The sequence below is a fragment of the Acidovorax sp. 210-6 genome, assembly GCF_010020825.1.
Classification (GTDB): Bacteria; Pseudomonadota; Gammaproteobacteria; order Burkholderiales; family Burkholderiaceae_C; genus Simplicispira; species Simplicispira sedimenti.
The window spans coordinates 3,065,536-3,083,642 of the sequence record NZ_JAACJE010000001.1; the positions used below are offsets into that span (position 1 = coordinate 3,065,536).

Genomic DNA, 18,107 nt, shown 5'->3' on the forward strand with positions numbered 1-18,107 from the left:
GAGTGACGGCAGCCTGCACGCCGCCATGCCCCTGCCCTCCCAATCCTCTGACGACTTTGCCCTGCTGCACGCCAGCAAACGTGCCCTGAGCGACCGGGGTCGCTGGACCGTGCTGTGGATGATGGGCCTGGTGGTGCTGGTCGTCTCGGCCGTGATGGCGCTGGTGTGGTACCTCAACAGCTTCGAGACCGAGGAAGAAGAGCGCCGCCGGGGCGCCGACGCCCAGTGGCTGGAGCAAAGCGTGCAGTTCCACTTTCGCCGCCTGGAAGACGACCTCGCCGCACTGGCGCGGCAGTCCGCGCTCGATGGCCCGCAGGCCTTGCGCGCTGCGGGCCAGGGTGAAGGCGACAGCGCGCCCGCAGGCATGCTGTGGCGCACACCCGGTGTGGTGCTGGCCCATGCCTGGCTGGCCACGCAGGGCGCCAGCGCAGGCGACGTGCGCGCCTGGCAGAACGACCAGGCCGAGCACGACGACAACTTCCAGGCCCTGAAGACGCTGCAGGACATCGTCAGCGGGCTGCGTCGCTCCAGCTACGCCGGGCCCATGCGCCGCTTCGATGGCAGCACCACCGACCGCGTCTGGCTCGCGGTGCCCTACTTCGACGGCAGCCGACTGATGGGCATCTACGTGGCCGCGCTGTCCACCCAGGCGGCGGTGGACGCCTTGCTGCCGCCGTGGTTCCTGCAAAGCCAGACCGTACGCCTGGTCGTGGACGCGGTGGACACGCCCCCCACCGACCAGGCACAGGGCCCCTACCGCACGGTGATGAACCTGCCCGGCACCGACCTGATGCTGGAAGTGGTGCCCCAGGGGCCGCAGACCTCGCCCGTGCCGCGCATCTTCTTTGTCGTGGCGCTGCTGTTTCTGCTGGGCATGCTGGCCAGCCTGGCCGCGCTGCGGCGCGACTTCATCAAGCGCCAGCAGGTGCAGCAGCGCCTGCAGGCCGAGGTGGCACTGCGCTCGGCCATGGAGCGCTCGGTCACCATCGGCATGCGCGCCTGGGACATGACGGGCAAGATCCTCTACGTGAACCAGGCCTTCTGCTCCATGGTGGGCTACAGCGCACAAGAACTGCGCGGCGCCCGCGCCCCCTTGCCCTACTGGCCCGCCGACCAGGCCGACGAGCTGGCACTGCTGCACCGTGCGGTCATCAGCCAGGGCACGCAGGCCCAGGGCATCGAGGTGCAGTTCCAGCACCGCAGCGGCCACCGCGTGGACGTGCTGATCCACGAAGCACCGCTGACTGCCGCCGACGGCAGCCAGTTGGGCTGGATGAGCTCGGTGCTCGACATCAGCGAGCGCAAGCGCGCCCAGCAACTGGCCGCACTGCAGCAGGAAAAGCTCGAAGCCTCGGGCCGCCTGGTGGCCGTGGGCGAGGTGGCCTCCACCCTGGCGCACGAACTCAACCAGCCGCTGGGCGCGCTGGCCAGTTTTGCCAACGGCCTGCTCAACCGACTGCGCGACGGCAACATCACCCCCGAGGAACTGCACACCGTGGTGCAGCGCATGGCCCAGCTCGCCGAACGCGCCGGGGGCGTGATCCAGCGCGTCAACGCCTTTGCGCGCCGGCGCGAACTGAACCTGGACAGCGTGGATCTCACGGCCCTGGTGCGCCGCGCCGTGTCTTCCGTGCAGGAGGCGCACGCCACCCCCGTGGTGCTGGAACTGCCCACGCAACCCGTATGGGTGCAGGGCGACGCCCTGCTGCTGGAGCACCTGGTGCACAACCTGTGCGGCAATGCGCTCGACTGGGCGCAGCGCGGCGCCGCACGCCCCCAGGTCCAGGTGCGGCTGCGCCCCAATGCCAACGTGCTGGTCACCCTGGCGGTGGCCGACAGCGGCCCTGGCGTGCCCGAGGCCGAACGCGCGCGCATCTTCGACGCCTTCTTCAGCACCAAGGACGGCGGCATGGGCATGGGGCTGGCGATTTGCCGCTCCATCACCGAGGCGCACCACGGGCGCATCTTCGTCGGCCAGGATGAAAGCCTGGGTGGCGCGCTGTTCACCGTTCAGTTACCCTTGGCCACCGCCCCCGCAACCGCCCCCAGCCCCACGCCATGACCAACGAACTGCGCGCCGTGGACATCCATATCGTGGACGACGACGCCGATGTGCGCGACGGTCTGGCCTGGCTGTTCGACTCGCGCGGCTACCAGTCACGCACCTGGGACAGCGGCGCCGCGCTGCTGGAAGCGGCCCGCCAGCGCCAGGCCGACTGGGGCCTGGCGGTGGTGCTGCTGGACGTGCGCATGCAGCCCCTGTCGGGTCCGGTCACCTTCGAGCAGCTCAAGGCCCTGGGCTGCCCCTGGCCGGTGCTGTTTCTCACCGGCCATGGCGACGTGGGCACGGCCGTGGGCGCCGTCAAGAACGGCGCCTGGGACTTTCTGGAAAAGCCCTTCCAGGACAACATGCTGGTGGACCGCGTCGAACAGGCCATGCAGGCCGCCTGCGCGCAGACCGATGCGGAGCGCGAGGCCCAGCGCCTGCGCCAGGCCCTGGCCAGCCTGAGCCCGCGCGAGCGCGAAGTGCTCGACCAGCTGATCCTGGGCCACTACAACAAGAACATCGCCGACCACCTGGGCATCACCCAGCGCACGGTGGAATTCCACCGTGCCAACATCTTCGAGAAAATGGGCGTCGAATCGGCCATCGAACTGGCGCACAAGCTCGGTCGGTTGGAACCCATGCCCGGCGGCGAATCTAAGTAAAACGGGCTCTAACGCCCGTATTTATTGCGCTAACAGCTATTGTTTTTATAGCATGCATCAGGCTTGGGCCAGGCTGCGCCACGCCTGCGGTGTGCCGCCCGTCCAGCGCCGAAACGCCCGCCAGAAGGTGCTGGGCTCGGCAAAACCCAAGGATTGGCCGATGTCGCCCAGCGCCCTGTCGGTGTGCGCCACCGCATGCAGGGCGGCGTCGCGCCGGGCCTCGTCCAGCAGGGCCGAAAAGCTCAGGCCCTGCGCCTGCATGCGCCGCGCCAGCGTGCGCTCGCTCAGCCCCAGGGCCTGCGCCGCCTGTACCCGCGTGGGCAGCCCCAAGGGCAGCCGACGCACGATCCAGGCGCGCAACTGGGGCGCCAAGGGCTCGGCGCTGGACAGGGCCTGCAAGCGCGCCTGGGCGTATTGGTGGTGCATCTGCGCCAGTTGTGCATCGGCCTGCGGCAGGGGGGCGTCCAGCACCGCGTTGTCCAGCAGCACGCCGCTGAAGGCCTGCTCGAACTCCACCGGGCAGGCGAACACCTCGCGGTACACCACCAGCGGCCCGATCTGTGCCTGACTGAACTGCACCCGCTGGGGGACCACCGGCTGCGCCGTGACCCAGCGCGCAAACGCCACCACCGCCGCCAGCACCGCCTCAATCTGGTGCGGGCTGAAGGCCAGCGCCCCCTGGCGCGGGTGGTACACCACCCAGCTGGCGGACTCGCCCGCAATCATCTGAAATCGGCCGCCGTCCGAAATCAGGCGCTGGTACTGCTGCACCAGGGCAATGGCCGCGCGCAGGCTGGGGGCCGACTGCAGCAGAAAGCTCACCACGTTGAAACTCGCCGGGCCCACCACGGCCCCGGCGCGCAGGCCAAAGCTGGCGTCCTGCGTGCACTGCGCGGCCGCGCGCCACAGCCGCGTGATGTGGTCAATGGGCCAGCGCTCGGCCTGCAGCTCCTCGGGCGCAATGCCCGCCACCGCCAGCACCTGGGCGCGCTCCACCCCCTGGCGCTGCGCCGCTGCGAGCACCGTGTTGACCCAGCTCATCGAGACCGTGGCCTGCAAAGTCAATTCGACTGTCCTTCAAAGTCAATCTTGCCGCATCATAAGCCGCTATCTTTTGGGCACAACAGCAAAGCAGAACAGGGCGAAGCACAGCGCCCGCACCGGAGACACGCCCGCATGGCACACACCCATTCTTCCGACATCCTGGTCATCGGCGGCGGCCTGGCCGGCATCGTCACCGCCCTGGAGGCGCTGCGCCAAGGCCAGCGCGTGACGCTGGTGGACCGCGACACGCCCGAGCGCCTGGGCGGGCTGGCCCTGTGGGCTTTTGGCGGCATGGCCCTGGTGGGCACGCCGCTGCAGGCCCGCATGAAGATTCCCGACACGCCCGAACGCGCCCTGGCCGACTGGCTGCGCTTTGGCGAGATCGCCCCCGACGACACCTACCCCCAGCAGTGGGCGCGCTACTACGTGGAGCACTCGCGCAGCCAGGTGTACGACTGGCTCATTGGCGAAGGCGTGAAGTTCATGCCCGCCGTGAACTGGGTGGAGCGCGGCATGCACGGCGACGGCAACAGCGTGCCGCGCTACCACATCGTGTGGGGCACCTCGCGCGAACTCACGCGGCGCATGGTCGCGCAGATGCGCGCTGCCGACAGCGGTGGCCGCCTGACGGTGCTGCACGGCCACCGCGTATCCCAGCTCGACCATGCGGGCGGGCGCATTGCGGGCGCCGTGGCGGTAAGCGAGGGCACGGGCACCGAAGTGCGCCTGCAAGCCCCGGTGGTGGTGCTGGCCATGGGCGGCATCAATGGCAGCCACGCCGAGACCCGGCGCAACTGGCCCCGGCACCGCCCCCTGCCCGCCACCATGCTCAACGGCGCCCACCCCTTTGCCGACGGTGCGCTGCACCACGCCGCTGCAGACACCTTGGGCGCACAGATCACACACGCGGGCGAGATGTGGAACTACGCGGCAGGCTTTCCGCACCCGTTTCCGCACTTCGAGGGGCACGGCCTCTCGACCATTCCCTGCAAATCGGCGCTGTGGCTCAACCACCGGGGCGAGCGCATCGGCCCCGAGCCGCTGGTCACCGGCTTTGACACGCACTGGCTGTGCCAGCGCGTGGCCGCGCAAGAGAAACCCTGGACCTGGCATTTGCTGAACTGGCGCATCGCCGCCAAGGAATTCGCCATTTCGGGCGCCGAGCACAACCAGCGCATCCGCGACATGCAGTTCCCGCTGTTCCTCAAGGAAACGCTGCTGGGCAACCACCGGCTGGTCAAGCAAATGGCCGCCGAGAGCCGCCACTTCCTGGTGGACGACACGCTGGCCGGCCTGGCCGCCAAGATGAACGCGCTGACCGCCTCGCACGACGTGAATCCGCAAGTGCTGCAGGCCACGGCCGATGCGTTCGACGCCAACTTTGCGGCAGGCGCCAAGCTGCACAACGACGACCAGATCCGCCGCATCCTGCACGCACGCCAGTGGGGGCCGGACAAGCTGCGCACCTGCCAGCCCGCGCCACTGCAGATGCAGGGCGCCGGGCCGTTCATCGCCATCCAGATGCAGCTCATCACGCGCAAGAGCCTGGGCGGGCTGCGCACCGACCTGCACAGCCGCGTGCTCGATGGCGCGGGCTCCCCCATCAGCGGCCTGTACTGCGTGGGCGAGGCCGCGGGCTTTGGCGGCGGCGGGGCCAGCGGCAAACGCTCACTGGAAGGCACCTTCCTGCCCGGCTGCATCCTCACGGCGCGTGCGGCGGCGCGGCATATCACTGCCGGTTGATGCACCTGGAATTTTTGAGCAAAAACAGGCTGCAACGCTTACAAATTAAGCGCCAAAAGCTATCAAAACAGTAGCAATCACCACCGACAGTACCAGCTGCATTGGCCACCCTCACACCGCACCGAAAGTCCCGCAATGATCCACGCCCCCTTGCCCGAGCACATCCCGCAAACCCTGCGCGACTGCTTTGCCGCGCAGCGCGCCGCCTTCCAGCAGGCACGCAACCCCAGCCTGCAGGAGCGCCGCCAGGACCTGCGCGCGCTGCACCGGCTGCTGCTGGAAAACCGCGAGGCCCTGGTCGCCGCCGTCAACCAGGACTTTGGCTGCCGCAGCCGCTTCGAGACCCTGATGACCGAGCTGTTGCAAGGCCAGGAAGCGGCGCTGGACGCCATCCGGCATGTGCCGCACTGGATGAAGAAGCAAAGGCGCGCGCTCGACGTCACCCAGTACCCACTGGCCAGCGCCTACGTCGTGCCACAGCCGCTGGGTGTGGTCGGCATCGTCGTGCCGTGGAACTTTCCGATCGCCATGACAGTGCAGCCCATGATCGGCGCGCTGGCCGCGGGCAACCGCGTGATGGTGAAGATGTCGGAAAACTCTGCCCACCTGGCCCGGCTGCTGCAAAGCCTGTTGCCGCGCTACTTTGCCGCCAACAAGGTGAGCCTGTTCCAGGACGCAGGGGACGACGGCCAGAGCATCGGCCCACTGTTCACGCAGTTGCCGTTCAACCACCTGTTCTTCACCGGCTCGCCGCAAACCGGCAAGGCCGTCATGGCCAACTGCGCCGCCAACCTGACGCCGGTGACGCTGGAGCTGGGCGGCAAGTCCCCCGCCATCGTCGCGCCCGACTACCCGCTGGAAAAGGCGGCCGAGCGCATCCTGTGGGTCAAGATGCTCAACGCCGGGCAGATTTGCACCAACGTGGATTACCTGTTCCTGCCCGAAGGCCAGGAGCAGGCCTTCGTCACGCAGGCGCAGCGCATCGTCGCGCAGCGCTACCCAGATCTGCTGGGCGGCGACTACACCGCCATCATCGACCAGCGCCAGCACGACCGCCTGCAGGCCATGCTGGCCGACGCCGTGCAACAAGGCGCGCAGGCCGTGCCGCTGGCCCCCGGCCAGACGGGCGATGCGGAACGGCGCATCATGGCGCCCATCGCACTGTTGAACGTGCACGACGGAATGCAGGTCATGCAGCGCGAGATTTTTGGCCCGCTGCTGCCGATCCGCACCTACCGCCACAAAGAAGAGGTGGTGCAGTACATCAACGACCGCCCCCATCCCCTGGCGCTGTACCTGTTCAGCCACGAGCACGGCCTGCAGGACTATTACCTGCGCCAAACGCTCTCGGGCGGCGTCACGCTCAACGACACGCTGCTGCACGCGGGCCAGCACAGCCTGCCCTTTGGCGGCGTGGGCCACAGCGGCATGGGCCACTACCACGGGCGCGAGGGTTTCCTCACGTTTTCCAAGCTGCGCCCGGTGTTCCGGCAGGGGCCGCTGCGCACGGTGGACTTTCTGCAGCCGCCCTATGCCGGTCTGGCGAGCAAGCTGCTGAACGTCATGCTCTGGCGCAACCGCTGAAGCGCGCCTGCAACCACAAGACAAGAACACCCAAGGAGACCCACCGTGCAAGGCGATTTGATCTCAGGCGTGCTGCTGCTGGCCCCCGCTGCCCAGCCAACCCATTGATTGTTTGCCAGGAGTTGTTCCCATGACCACTACCCCCATGAATGGCGCCCAGGCGCTGATGAAAACCCTGGTCGATGCCGGCATCGAGGTCTGCTTCACCAACCCCGGCACCAGCGAAATGCACTTTGTGGCCGCGCTGGACAGCGAGCCGAAGATGCGCGCCGTGCTGGCCCTGTTTGAAGGCGTGGCCACGGGCGCTGCCGACGGCTACGCCCGCATGGCCGACAAGCCCGCCGCCACGCTCTTGCACCTGGGCTGCGGCCTGGGCAACGGCCTGGCCAACCTGCACAACGCGCGCAAGGGCAAGGTGCCTGTGGTCAACATCGTGGGCGACCATGCCACCACCCACACGCAGTACGACGCGCAACTGCAAAGCGACATCGAAACCGTGGCGCGCAACGTGTCGCCGGGCTTTGTGCGCACCTCGCAAAGCACGGCGGCGCTGTGCCAGGATGCGACGGATGCCATCACCGCCGCACGCGGCCTGCCGGGCCAGGTGGCCACACTGATCCTGCCCGCCGACGTGTCCTGGGGCGAAGGCGGCGTGCCCTGCCCCCCGCCACCCGCCCCCACGCCCCCGGCGGCCGACGATGCCACGGTGGAGCGCATCGCCCAGGCTGTGCGCTCAGGCAAAAAAACCGCGCTGCTGCTGGGCGGGCAAGCGCTGCGCGAGCCCGGCCTGCTGGCCGCCGCGCGCATTGCCGCGCACTGCGGCGTGCAGCTGCTGGCCGAGGTCTTCCCCACCCGGCTGGAGCGCGGCGCGGGCCTGCCCACCGTGGAGCGCATTGCCTATCTGGCCGAAATGGCGGGCGTGCAGCTCGCGCCCATCGAGCACCTGATCCTGGTGGACGCCAAGGCGCCCGTGTCCTTTTTTGCCTACCCCGGCAAGAAGAGCTACCTGGTGCCCGACACCTGCGCCGTGCACGAGCTCTCCACCCCCGCACAGGATGCGCGCGCCAGCCTGGACAAGCTGGTGCAGGCCCTGGGCGCAGCGCAGGCCCAGCCTGCACTGCAGGCCCCGCAGCGCCCCGACCGCCCGCGTGGCGCGCTCACGGCCCCCAAGGTGTGCAAGGCCGTGGGCCACCTGCTGCCCGAGAACGCCATCCTGATCGACGAGGCCATCACCTCCGGCCTCATGCTCAATGTGATGACCGCTGGCGGCCCGCGCCACGACCTCATCACCCTCACGGGCGGCGCCATCGGCCAGGGCCTGCCGGGCGCCGTGGGCGCGGCCATTGCCTGCCCGCAGCGCCCGGTGATTGCGCTGATTGGCGACGGTACAGCCATGTACACCATCCAGGCGCTGTGGACCATGGCCCGCGAGGGGCTCAACGTGACGGCCATCATCTTCAACAACGCGTCGTACTCGGTGCTGAACGTGGAGCTGGAACGCGTGGGCGCCGAAGAGCCTGGCCCCAAGGCCAAGTCGCAGCTCGACCTGAAGGGCCCGGTGCTGAACTTCGCCCAGCTCGCCCAGGGCATGGGCGTGCACGCGGTGCGCACCGATGCAGCGGAAGGCTTTTGCAAGGCGCTGGAGTACGCGCTGGCACACCCCGGCCCCCACCTCATCGAAGCCGTGGTGCCCGAGTCACTCTCCGGCGCCAAGCGCAAGGTGCTGCCCTGGCTGCTGCGCTCGCTGCCCAGCCTGCCGCAGCCGGTGGCGCGGGCGCTCAAACGCAAGATTGCGCCCTGAGCAGGCGGACGGCGAATTGCGCCTGCGATCGCGCTACTGCGCCAGGTCCAGACGCCCCGCCACCAGCCTGAGCACCCGGTCGCACCGCGCAGCAAGCTGCTCGTCGTGCGTCACCATGACGAACGCCGTGCCCTGCTCCCGCGCCAGTTGCAGCATGAGCTGGAACACGCCCTCGGCCGTGGCGCGGTCCAGGTTGCCGGTGGGCTCGTCGGCCAGCACACAGGCGGGCTGGGTGACCAGGGCACGGGCGATGGCCACGCGCTGGCGCTCGCCGCCCGACAGCTCGGCCGGGCGGTGCTGCACACGCCCGGCCAGGCCCACCTGGGCCAGCATCTGCTCCGCGCGGCGCGTGCATTCCTCGTAGGGCAGGCGCCGGATGCGCAGCGGCATGGCCACGTTGTCCAGCGCGCTGAACTCGGGCAAAAGGTGGTGGAACTGATAGACAAAGCCCAGGTACTGGTTGCGCAACTCGCCCTGCTGCGCCGCCGAGAGCTGCGCCAGGTGCTGCCCGTGCAGGTGCACGCTGCCCGCCGTGGGCGCGTCGAGCGCGCCCAGCAGGTGCAGCAGCGTGCTCTTGCCCGAGCCCGAGGCGCCGACGATGGCCAGCGTCTCGCCCGCGCGCACTTCCAGGTCCACGCCCTGCAGCACCGTCACATCCAGGCGCCCCTCGGTGAAGCGCTTGGTGAGGCCCCGGGCCTGCAGCACGACTTGGTTTTTGAAGCCATTTTGGCCTCCAGCGCTTGCTGGATAAGCGCCACCAGCTACATTATTCATAGCGAAGAGCCTCGGCAGGGTTGACGCGGCTGGCGCGCCAGCTCGGGTACAGCGTGGCCACGAAGGCCAGCACCAGCGAGATCACGCCGACAGGCACGATGTCGGCAGGCTGCGGGTCGCTGGGCATGCGGCTGATGAGGTAAATGTCCTTGGGCAAAAAACTGGCGCTCAGCAGCCGCTCGATGGCGGGCACGATCACGTCGATGTTGAGCGCAATGCCCAGGCCCAGCAGCAGCCCGGCCAGTGTGCCGATCACGCCCACCATCGCGCCCTGCACCACGAAGATGCCCATGATGCTGCGCGGGCTCGCGCCCAGGGTGCGCAGGATGGCGATGTCGGCACGCTTGTCCTGCACCGTCATCACCAGGGTGGAGACGAGGTTGAACGCCGCCACGGCCACGATGAGCGTGAGGATGATGAACATCATGCGTTTTTCGAGCTGCACGGCGGCGAACCAGGTGCGGTTCTGCTGCGTCCAGTCGCGGATGCGCAGGTCGCCGCTCAGGCTGCCCGCCAGGTCCAGCGCCACGCTGCGCGCCTCGTGCAGGTTGCGCAGCTTCAGGCGGATGCCCGTGGGCCCTTCGAGGCGGAAGATGCGCTGCGCATCCTCGTGGTGCAGCAGCACCAGGGTGGAGTCGTATTCGTAGTGGCCCGAGTCGAAGGTGCCCGCCACCAGCATCTGCTTGATGCGCGGCACCACGCCCGCGGGCGTGACCTGGCCCGTGGGCGCAATCAGCGTGACCACATCGCCCCGGCGCACGCCCAGCATGCGCGCCAGCTCGCCGCCCAGCACCACGCGGAACTCGCCCGGCACCAGTTGCGCCAGCGCCTCGCCCTGGCTGCCCGCCACCAGGTCGGTGACCTCGGGCTCGCGCGCCGGGTCGATGCCGCGCACCAGCGCACCCTTCATGTCCTCGCCACGCGCCAGCAGCGCCTGCGCCGAGACAAACGGCGCCGCGCCCACCACCTGCGGGTGCTGGCGTGCCTCCGTCAACGTGCGCTGCACATCGGGCATGGCCGCGCCGCCGGGCGCAAAGATCTCGATGTGCGAGACCACGCTGAGCATGCGGTCGCGCACTTCTTTCTGAAAACCGTTCATCACCGACAGCACGATGATGAGCGCCGCCACCCCGAGCGCGATGCCCAGCATGGACACGCCCGAGATAAAGGAAATAAAGCCATTGCGCCGCGTGGCGCGGCCCGCGCGCGTGTAGCGCCAGCCCAGGGCCAGTTCGTAGGGGATCTGCATGAGAGCGCGATTGTGGCATCCCGCAAAATACCCGGCATGCCGGACACCCCGCACCTCATCATCCCCTACGCCGCCCACCCCAGCGACGCCTGCCGCCAGGCCTTGCAGAACCTGCGCCTGCCGCACCTGGACGCGCTGCTCCAGCGCCTGACTCTTCAGGACAACACCCAAAGCCCCGACGACGCCCTGAGCGCCCCGCACGAGCGCGTGCTGGCCCGCGCCCTGGGCCTGCCCGATGGCGACGGGCGCACGCCCTGGGCCGCCTGGGAGCTGCACCAGCGCGGGCGCACGCAGGACGCCCTGCACAGCGCCTGGGCTTTTGTCACGCCCTGCCACTGGCAGGTACGCACCGACCACGTCACGCTGTCCGACCCGGCCGCGCTGCGCCTGGACGAGGCGGCCTCGCGCGCGCTGCTGGAGGTGCTGGCGCCCTGGTTCGCGCAGGACGGCGTCACCCTGCACTACGACCGCCCCACGCGCTGGCTGGCCCAGGGCGACACGCTGGCCGACCTGGCCACCGCATCGGTCGAGCGCGTGCTGCACCGCGATGTGTCGCACTGGCTGCCGGGCGAGCACAAGGCCCACCCGATGCGCCGCCTGCACAGCGAGATGCAGATGCTGCTCTACACCCACCCCTGGAACGACGCACGCGAAGCCCAGGGCCTGCCGCCGGTCAACGCCTTCTGGGTGCATGGCGCGGGCCGCCTGGACGCACCGCCCACACCCACCGGCACGGTGCCCCAGGTCGATGCCCGCCTGCAGGACGCCGCCCTGCGTGGCGACTGGCCCGCCTGGGCGCAGGCTTGGCAAACGCTGGACGCCACGGCCCTGGCCGCCCTGCACCAGCAAGCGACGCAAGGCCACGGCGTGCGACTGACGCTGTGTGGCGAGCGCGGCGCACTCACCTGGCAGCAGGTGCCGCGCAGCCTGGGGCAAAAAATTCAAAGCATTTTCAGGCCCCAGCGCTTTGCTGACGTGCGCGAGCAGCTATGAAAATAATAGCAAGAGACATTCCCCCCCGCGCCGCCTGGGCACTGGAGCAGGCCGGCCTGCACCCGCTGCTGGCGCGCCTGTACGCTGCACGCGGCGTGCACACCAGCGACGAGCTGGACGACAGCCTGGCCCGCCTGCTGCCGCCCAGCGGCCTGCAAGGCGTGCAGCAGGCAGCCCAGTTGCTGGCCGACGCCATCGCCAGCGACCAACGCCTGTGCATCGTGGCCGACTACGACTGCGACGGCGCCACCGCCTGCGCCGTGGCCGTGCGCGGCCTGCGCCTGCTGGGCGCGCGGCATGTGGACTACCTGGTGCCCGACCGCGTGGTGGATGGCTACGGTCTCACGCCACCCATCGCCCGGCGCGTGAAGGAACGCGGCGCCGACCTGCTCATCACCGTGGACAACGGCATCGCCAGCGTGGAGGGCGTGGCTCAGGCCAAAGCGCTGGGCCTGGCGGTGCTGGTCACCGACCACCACCTGCCCGGCGCCGAACTGCCGCAGGCCGACGCCATCGTCAACCCCAACCAGCCGGGCTGCACGTTCCCGAGCAAATCCATCGCCGGGGTGGGCGTGATGTTCTACGTGCTCATGCAACTGCGTGCCGAACTGCGCCAGCGCGGCGTGTTCGACGCCGCCCAGCAGCCGCGCCTGGAGCCCCTGCTGCCCCTGGTCGCCCTGGGCACCGTGGCCGACGTGGTGCGGCTGGACACCAACAACCGCCGCCTGGTGGCGCAGGGCCTCAAGCGCATCCGCGCGGGCCAGATGCCGCCGGGCATTGCCGCGCTGCTGCGCGTGGCCGGGCGCCAGGCACCGCTGGCCACCACCTTCGACTTCGGCTTTGCGCTGGGTCCGCGCATCAACGCCGCCGGGCGCCTGGCCGACATGACGCTGGGCATCGAATGCCTGCTCACCGACGACGCCGCGCGCGCCGACCACCTGGCGCAGCAGCTCGACGCCATCAACCGCGAACGCCGCGAGATCGAGGGCGGCATGCGCGAGCAGGCCCTGCTGCTGGCCGAAGACCTGTTTGGCGCGCAGGACGAGCCACCGCCCGCCGTCAGCGTGTTCGACCCGGACTTCCACGAAGGCGTGGTCGGCATCGTCGCCTCACGCATCAAGGACAAGCTGCACCGCCCCACCTTCGTCTTTGCCGCCAGCGGTGCACCGGGCAAGGAACACGAGCTCAAGGGCTCGGGCCGATCCATTGCGGGCTTTCATTTGCGCGACGCGCTGGACCTGGTGGCCAAGCGCCACCCTGGCGTGCTGCTGCGCTTTGGCGGCCACGCCATGGCGGCGGGCTGCACCGTACCCGCCGAGCGCTTTGCCGACTTCGAGCAGGCCCTGGCCCAGGTCGCCCGCGAATGGCTGGACGCCGCCACCCTCACACGCCGCCTGGAGACCGACGGCCCCCTGGCCCCCGAGTGGCGCCGCGCCGACCTGGCCGACACGCTGCAGCGCGAGGTCTGGGGCCAGGGCTTTGCGCCGCCCGTGTTCAGCGAGGAAGTGGACATCCTCAGCCAGCGCCTGGTGGGCGAGCGCCACCTCTCGCTCAAGCTGCGCCACCGGGGCGAGCCGGTGGACGGCATCTGGTTCGGCCGCACCGCGCCCCTGCCCGCACGCGCCCTGCTCGCCTGGCGCCTGGACGTCAACGAATGGCGCGGCGAGCGCAAGGTGCAGTTTGTGGTGGAAGGCGCGCAGGAATAGCGCGGAACCCTTTGGCGCCCGAAGCCGTCGTCCCCTGCGCAATACGCCCGAACCCCACCCCACACTGCACCCCACCCAAGGAGCCCCGAATGATGCCCCGTACCGCCACCGTACTGCTCGCCAGCCTGCTCTGGGCGGGCTTGGCGTCCGCACATACCGATGACTACCTGGACACCATGCAGGCCCCGCACGGCGGACAACTGCGCATGGCGGGCGCCTACCATCTGGAACTGGTGCTGGCCCCGTCCGATGTCCCGCCGGCGCAACGGCCCGTGCGCGTGTATGTGACCGACCACGCGGGCACAGCGCAGCCCACGGCTGGTGCCCAGGGCAGCGTGACCTTGCTGTCGGGCAAGCGCAAGACCACCATCGCGCTGACACCCGGTGGCGACAATGTGCTGCACGGCACAGGCAGCTATGCCCTCGCGCCCAACCTGAAGGCCGTGATGTCCATCACCCTGCCGGGCCAGGCCGCACTGCAGGCGCGTTTCACGCCACTGGCCAAACCCTCGGCAACGCACACTGGGCACACAGGCCATTGACCGGGTTGCCGTGCATTTGCTGCCGTACTCGCACCGCCCGCCGTGACGCAACACCCGACCGAAGCCCCCCGCCGTGGGGCTTTTTTATCGCCGCTGCCAGTGCTGCATTGGGGCACAGTGCCTGAAGATTGCCTACACGCATCAGAAAAAGAAAAACCCCGCTATCGTATGAATAGCAGGGTTTACTTATGGGTGTTTGGTAGGCCCCCGGGGAGTCGAACCCCGCACCAACGGATTATGAGTCCGCTGCTCTAACCAAGCATGAGCTAGAGGCCCCCAGCGTCCGCCCCGGAGCAGGCCCGGTGCGGCGCGGAAAAACAGGCGTGGATTCTACCCGCCGCACCGCACGGCTCAGCGCTGGTGGCTCAGGGCGTTGGAAACCATGCGGGAAGTGATGTCCACGATCTGGATCATCTTGTCGTAAGGCATGCGCGTGGGGCCGATCACACCCAGGGTGCCAACCACCTGGCCATCGACCTCGTACGGGGCGCTGACGACCGAGAGGTCTTCGAACGGTACGACCTGGCTCTCGCCCCCGATGAAGATGCGCACGCCCTGGGCCTGGCTGGAGACGTCGAGCAGGCGCAGGATCTGGGTCTTTTGCTCGAACAGCTCGAAGGCACGGCGCAGGTTGCCCATGTCGCGCGAGAATTCGCTGACGGCGAGCAGTTTGCTTTCACCTGCAAAGACCACCTCTTCCTGCGCTTCATGCAACGCCTCGGAGCTGACATTGACGGCCGCCCGCATCAGGGTGGCGATTTCGCCCTGGAGCGACTCAACCTCGGTGCGCAGGCGCTCGCGCACCATTTCGATGGCCATGCCCGCGTAGTGGGCGTTGAGGTAGTTGGCCGCCTCGGTCAGTTGCGACTGGGTGAAGTCGGTTTCCGAAACGATGACGCGGTTCTGCACATCGCCGTCGGGGGACACGATGATGACCAGGTAGCGTTGCTGCGACAGCCGCAGGAATTCGATCTGCCGAAACACCGAGGTACGCCGCGGCGCCATGACCACGCCAACAAACTGCGACAGGTTGGACAGCATCTGCGCGGCGTTGGCAATGACTTTTTGCGGGGGCTCGGGCGCGAGTTGCGGCGAGGTGATGTGCTCGCGCTGCACGGTGAGCATGGTGTCCACGAACAGACGGTAGCCTTTGGCGGTGGGGATGCGTCCGGCGGAGGTGTGCGGGCTGACGATGAGGCCCAGCTCCTCCAGGTCGGCCATCACGTTGCGGATGGTGGCGGGCGACAGGTCCAGGCCCGAGGCCCGCGACAGCGTTCGCGAGCCCACGGGTTGGCCCTCGTCGATATAACGCTCCACCAGCGTCTTGAGCAACAACTTGGCACGGTCATCGAGCATGTCACGATTTTAATGATGTAATTTCGGCATGAAACTCCACTTTCGCCATGTGGCCCTGGTAGGCAAGTACCAATACCCTGCCGCCAGCACGGCCGCCTGCGGTGCCCGCAAGGTGCTGGACGACATTGCCCACTTCCTGCACGCCCAAGGCTGCGAGGTGGCGCTGGAGGCGCAAACCGCCGCCACCTCGGGTCTGACGCAGTACGACACGCTGGACGTCGAAGCCATCGGCAAGCAGTGCGACCTGGGCCTGGTGGTGGGGGGCGACGGCACCATGCTCAGCATCGGGCGCCAGCTTGCACGCTTTGGCACACCGCTCATCGGCATCAACCAGGGGCGGTTGGGGTTCGTAACCGACATTCCGCTGGAGAACTACCGCGCCACGCTCACGCCCATGCTGCGCGGCGAGTACGAGGAAGACCACCGCCCGCTGATGCATGCCCAGGTGCAGCGCGAGGGGCGTGTGGTGTTCGACGCATTGGCCATGAACGATGTGGTGCTCAACCGGGGCGCCACATCGGGCATGGTGGAGGTGCGCGTGGAGGTGGATGGCCATTTCGTGGCCAACCAGCGTGCCGACGGCCTGATCGTGGCCTCGCCTACGGGGTCCACGGCGTATGCACTGTCGGCGGGCGGGCCCATGCTGCACCCCTCCATTCCAGGCTGGGTGCTGGTGCCGATTGCGCCGCACACGCTGTCCAACCGGCCCATTGTGCTGGCCGACGTGGCCGAGGTGGCCATCGAACTGGTCAGCGGGCGCGATGCCAGCGCCAACTTTGACATGCAGTCGCTGGCATCCCTGCTGCATGGCGACCGCATCATCGTGCGCCGCTCGGAATTCAGCGTGCGCTTCTTGCACCCTCGGGGGTGGAATTACTTCGACACCTTGCGCAAGAAGCTGCGCTGGAATGAAGGAGGATCCTGAGCATGGCGCTCAAACGCATCGTTTTGCGTGATTTCGTGATCGTCCAGACGCTGGAGCTGGATCTGCATGAGGGCTTCACTGCACTGACCGGCGAAACGGGCGCGGGCAAGTCCATTTTGATCGAGGCCTTGCAACTCATCCTGGGTGGGCGCTCCGATGCGGCAGTGGTGCGCGAAGGCGCACAGCGCGCCGACCTGTGCGCCGAGTTCGACGGTGCAGAGCCCCTCACGCCCTGGCTGGAAGAATCCGGGTTCGATGCCCAGCCGGAGTTGCTGCTGCGACGCACCATCGACGCCACCGGCAAGAGCCGCGCCTGGATCAACGGCCTGCCCGCCACCGCCGCGCAGTTGCGCCACCTGGGTGAGCGGCTGATCGACATCCACGGCCAGCACGCCTGGCAGAGCTTGACCCGTGCCGACGCGGTGCGTGACCTGCTGGATGCCTACGCGGGCGCGTCGCCGCACGAAGTGACGGTCTGCTGGGCGCGCTGGCGCGAGGCACTGCGGGCCTGCGCGCAGGCCCGCAGTGCCCAGGACCAGTTGCAGCAAGAGCGCGAACGGCTGCAATGGCAACTGTCCGAAATGGACAAGCTCTCGCCCGCCGAAGGCGAATGGGACAGCCTGAATGCCCAGCACACCCGGCTCACGCACGCCCAGTCGCTGCTGGAATCTGCCCAATCCGCCGTGAACCTGCTCGATGCGGAAGATGGTGGTGCACGCGCAGGGCTGTCGCGGGCACTGGACACCCTGCAACGCCAGGAGCACCTGGAGCCTGCGTTCAAGGAACTGGCTGGCACACTGGCTTCGGCCCTGGCGCTGACGGACGACGCTTTGCACGGTCTGCACAGCTACCTGGACCACACCGAGCTCGACCCCGACCGGCTCGCGCAGCTGGACGCCCGCGTGGCCCAATGGCTGGCGCTGGCACGCCGCCACAAACGCCCTGCAGAAGAACTGCCCGCGCTGCGCCAATCCTGGGAACAGGCCCTGCAACAGCTGGACGCCGCCAGCGACCTGGCCACGCTGGAGCAGGCCGTGCAGCAGCATGCCAAGGCCTACCAGGCGGCAGCCCAGGCGCTGTCGCACCAGCGCAGCAAGGCAGCCCCCCGGCTGTCGGCAGAAATCACCGCAGCCATGCAAGAGCTGGGCATGGCTGGCGGCCAGTTTGTGGTGCAGGTACGCAAATCCGCCGAACCCGCAGCCCATGGGCTGGACGACATCGACTTTCTGGTGGCAGGCCATCCTGGCGCCACCCCCCGGCCCATTGGCAAGATCGCCTCGGGCGGTGAGCTCTCGCGCATCTCGCTGGCCATAGCCGTGGCCACCAGCACCTTGGGCAGCGCAGACACGCTGATCTTCGACGAGGTGGACGCAGGCGTGGGCGGTGCCGTGGCCGCCAGCGTAGGCCGCTTGATGCGCCAGATCGGGCAGGACCGGCAGGTGCTGGCGGTCACCCATCTGCCACAGGTGGCTGCCAGCGCACACCACCACCTGGTGGTGACCAAGCTGCGTGGCGAGCCCACCACCAGCGCTGTGGCCGCGGTCGAGGACGACGATCGGGTCGCGGAAATTGCCCGCATGCTGGGTGGCGACAAGCCCACCGCCCGCTCCCTGGCCCACGCCCGCGAAATGCTGGACACCACGGCACCCCGCCGCAAGCAGGCCTGAAAGAACACCCCACC

At 68.7% G+C, this 18,107-nt stretch carries 14 protein-coding genes and 1 tRNA gene; 10 read left to right on the forward strand and 5 right to left on the reverse strand.

Annotated elements, in window-relative coordinates; genetic code table 11:
* Window positions 1-25: 25 nt before the first annotated feature.
* Window positions 26-2,062 carry a PAS domain S-box protein gene (locus tag GWK50_RS14230; RefSeq protein ID WP_162017033.1) on the forward strand — a complete coding sequence of 679 codons (2,037 nt, stop codon included), beginning with the start codon at window positions 26-28 and terminating at the stop codon, window positions 2,060-2,062.
* Window positions 2,059-2,709, forward strand: a complete 651-nt coding sequence (locus GWK50_RS14235) for a response regulator (protein WP_162017034.1) — start codon at window positions 2,059-2,061, stop codon at window positions 2,707-2,709. Before GWK50_RS14230 ends, GWK50_RS14235 begins: the two co-directional genes overlap by 4 nt.
* 57 nt (window positions 2,710-2,766) lie before the next feature.
* Here GWK50_RS14235 and GWK50_RS14240 read toward each other — a convergent pair whose 3' ends face one another.
* Window positions 2,767-3,774, reverse strand: coding sequence for an AraC family transcriptional regulator (locus tag GWK50_RS14240; RefSeq protein ID WP_162017035.1), 1,008 nt, complete (start codon window positions 3,772-3,774; stop codon window positions 2,767-2,769).
* A 111-nt stretch (window positions 3,775-3,885) separates the two neighbouring features.
* Between GWK50_RS14240 and GWK50_RS14245 the strand changes: the two genes are divergently transcribed.
* From GWK50_RS14245 to GWK50_RS14255, 3 genes are all read left to right on the forward strand, one after another.
* A complete protein-coding gene (locus GWK50_RS14245) occupies window positions 3,886-5,496 on the forward strand; it encodes an FAD-dependent oxidoreductase (RefSeq protein ID WP_162017036.1) in 1,611 nt (536 codons plus the stop codon).
* 135 nt (window positions 5,497-5,631) lie between these two features.
* Complete coding sequence (locus GWK50_RS14250) at window positions 5,632-7,080, forward strand: coniferyl aldehyde dehydrogenase (protein WP_162017037.1); 1,449 nt, start codon at window positions 5,632-5,634, stop codon at window positions 7,078-7,080.
* A gap of 145 nt (window positions 7,081-7,225) precedes the next feature.
* Window positions 7,226-8,881, forward strand: a complete 1,656-nt coding sequence (locus tag GWK50_RS14255; RefSeq protein ID WP_162018128.1) for an acetolactate synthase large subunit — start codon at window positions 7,226-7,228, stop codon at window positions 8,879-8,881.
* Between the two features lie 33 nt (window positions 8,882-8,914).
* Here the strand turns inward: GWK50_RS14255 and lolD are convergent, their stop codons facing one another.
* Together lolD and GWK50_RS14265 are read right to left on the reverse strand one after the other, a co-directional pair.
* Window positions 8,915-9,586 carry a lipoprotein-releasing ABC transporter ATP-binding protein LolD gene (gene lolD / locus GWK50_RS14260; RefSeq protein ID WP_242455387.1) on the reverse strand — a complete coding sequence of 224 codons (672 nt, stop codon included), beginning with the start codon at window positions 9,584-9,586 and terminating at the stop codon, window positions 8,915-8,917.
* A 61-nt stretch (window positions 9,587-9,647) separates the two neighbouring features.
* Window positions 9,648-10,904: a lipoprotein-releasing ABC transporter permease subunit gene (locus GWK50_RS14265; protein ID WP_162017039.1), complete on the reverse strand. Its 1,257-nt coding sequence runs from the start codon at window positions 10,902-10,904 to the stop codon at window positions 9,648-9,650.
* 36 nt (window positions 10,905-10,940) lie between these two features.
* Here GWK50_RS14265 and GWK50_RS14270 point away from each other — a divergent pair, with 36 nt between their 5' ends.
* From GWK50_RS14270 to GWK50_RS14280, 3 genes are all read left to right on the forward strand, one after another.
* Complete coding sequence (locus GWK50_RS14270; protein WP_162018129.1) at window positions 10,941-11,897, forward strand: phosphoglycerate mutase; 957 nt, start codon at window positions 10,941-10,943, stop codon at window positions 11,895-11,897.
* Window positions 11,894-13,603 (forward strand): single-stranded-DNA-specific exonuclease RecJ, encoded by a 1,710-nt coding sequence (recJ, locus tag GWK50_RS14275; RefSeq protein ID WP_162017040.1) that lies wholly within the window; start codon window positions 11,894-11,896, stop codon window positions 13,601-13,603. Before GWK50_RS14270 ends, recJ begins: the two co-directional genes overlap by 4 nt.
* Before the next feature lie 89 nt (window positions 13,604-13,692).
* Window positions 13,693-14,145 carry a hypothetical protein gene (locus GWK50_RS14280; protein ID WP_162017041.1) on the forward strand — a complete coding sequence of 151 codons (453 nt, stop codon included), beginning with the start codon at window positions 13,693-13,695 and terminating at the stop codon, window positions 14,143-14,145.
* 197 nt (window positions 14,146-14,342) lie between these two features.
* Here GWK50_RS14280 and GWK50_RS14285 read toward each other — a convergent pair.
* Together GWK50_RS14285 and hrcA are read right to left on the reverse strand one after the other, a co-directional pair.
* Window positions 14,343-14,421, reverse strand: a tRNA-Ile gene (locus GWK50_RS14285).
* Between the two features lie 75 nt (window positions 14,422-14,496).
* Complete coding sequence (hrcA, locus tag GWK50_RS14290) at window positions 14,497-15,501, reverse strand: heat-inducible transcriptional repressor HrcA (protein WP_162017042.1); 1,005 nt, start codon at window positions 15,499-15,501, stop codon at window positions 14,497-14,499.
* A gap of 28 nt (window positions 15,502-15,529) precedes the next feature.
* Between hrcA and GWK50_RS14295 the strand changes: the two genes are divergently transcribed.
* Both GWK50_RS14295 and recN read left to right on the forward strand, forming a co-directional pair.
* Window positions 15,530-16,426, forward strand: a complete 897-nt coding sequence (locus GWK50_RS14295) for an NAD kinase (RefSeq protein WP_162017043.1) — start codon at window positions 15,530-15,532, stop codon at window positions 16,424-16,426.
* 2 nt (window positions 16,427-16,428) lie between these two features.
* On the forward strand, window positions 16,429-18,093 hold the full coding sequence (gene recN / locus GWK50_RS14300; RefSeq protein WP_162017044.1) for a DNA repair protein RecN: 1,665 nt from the start codon (window positions 16,429-16,431) through the stop codon (window positions 18,091-18,093).
* Window positions 18,094-18,107: the final 14 nt, after the last annotated feature.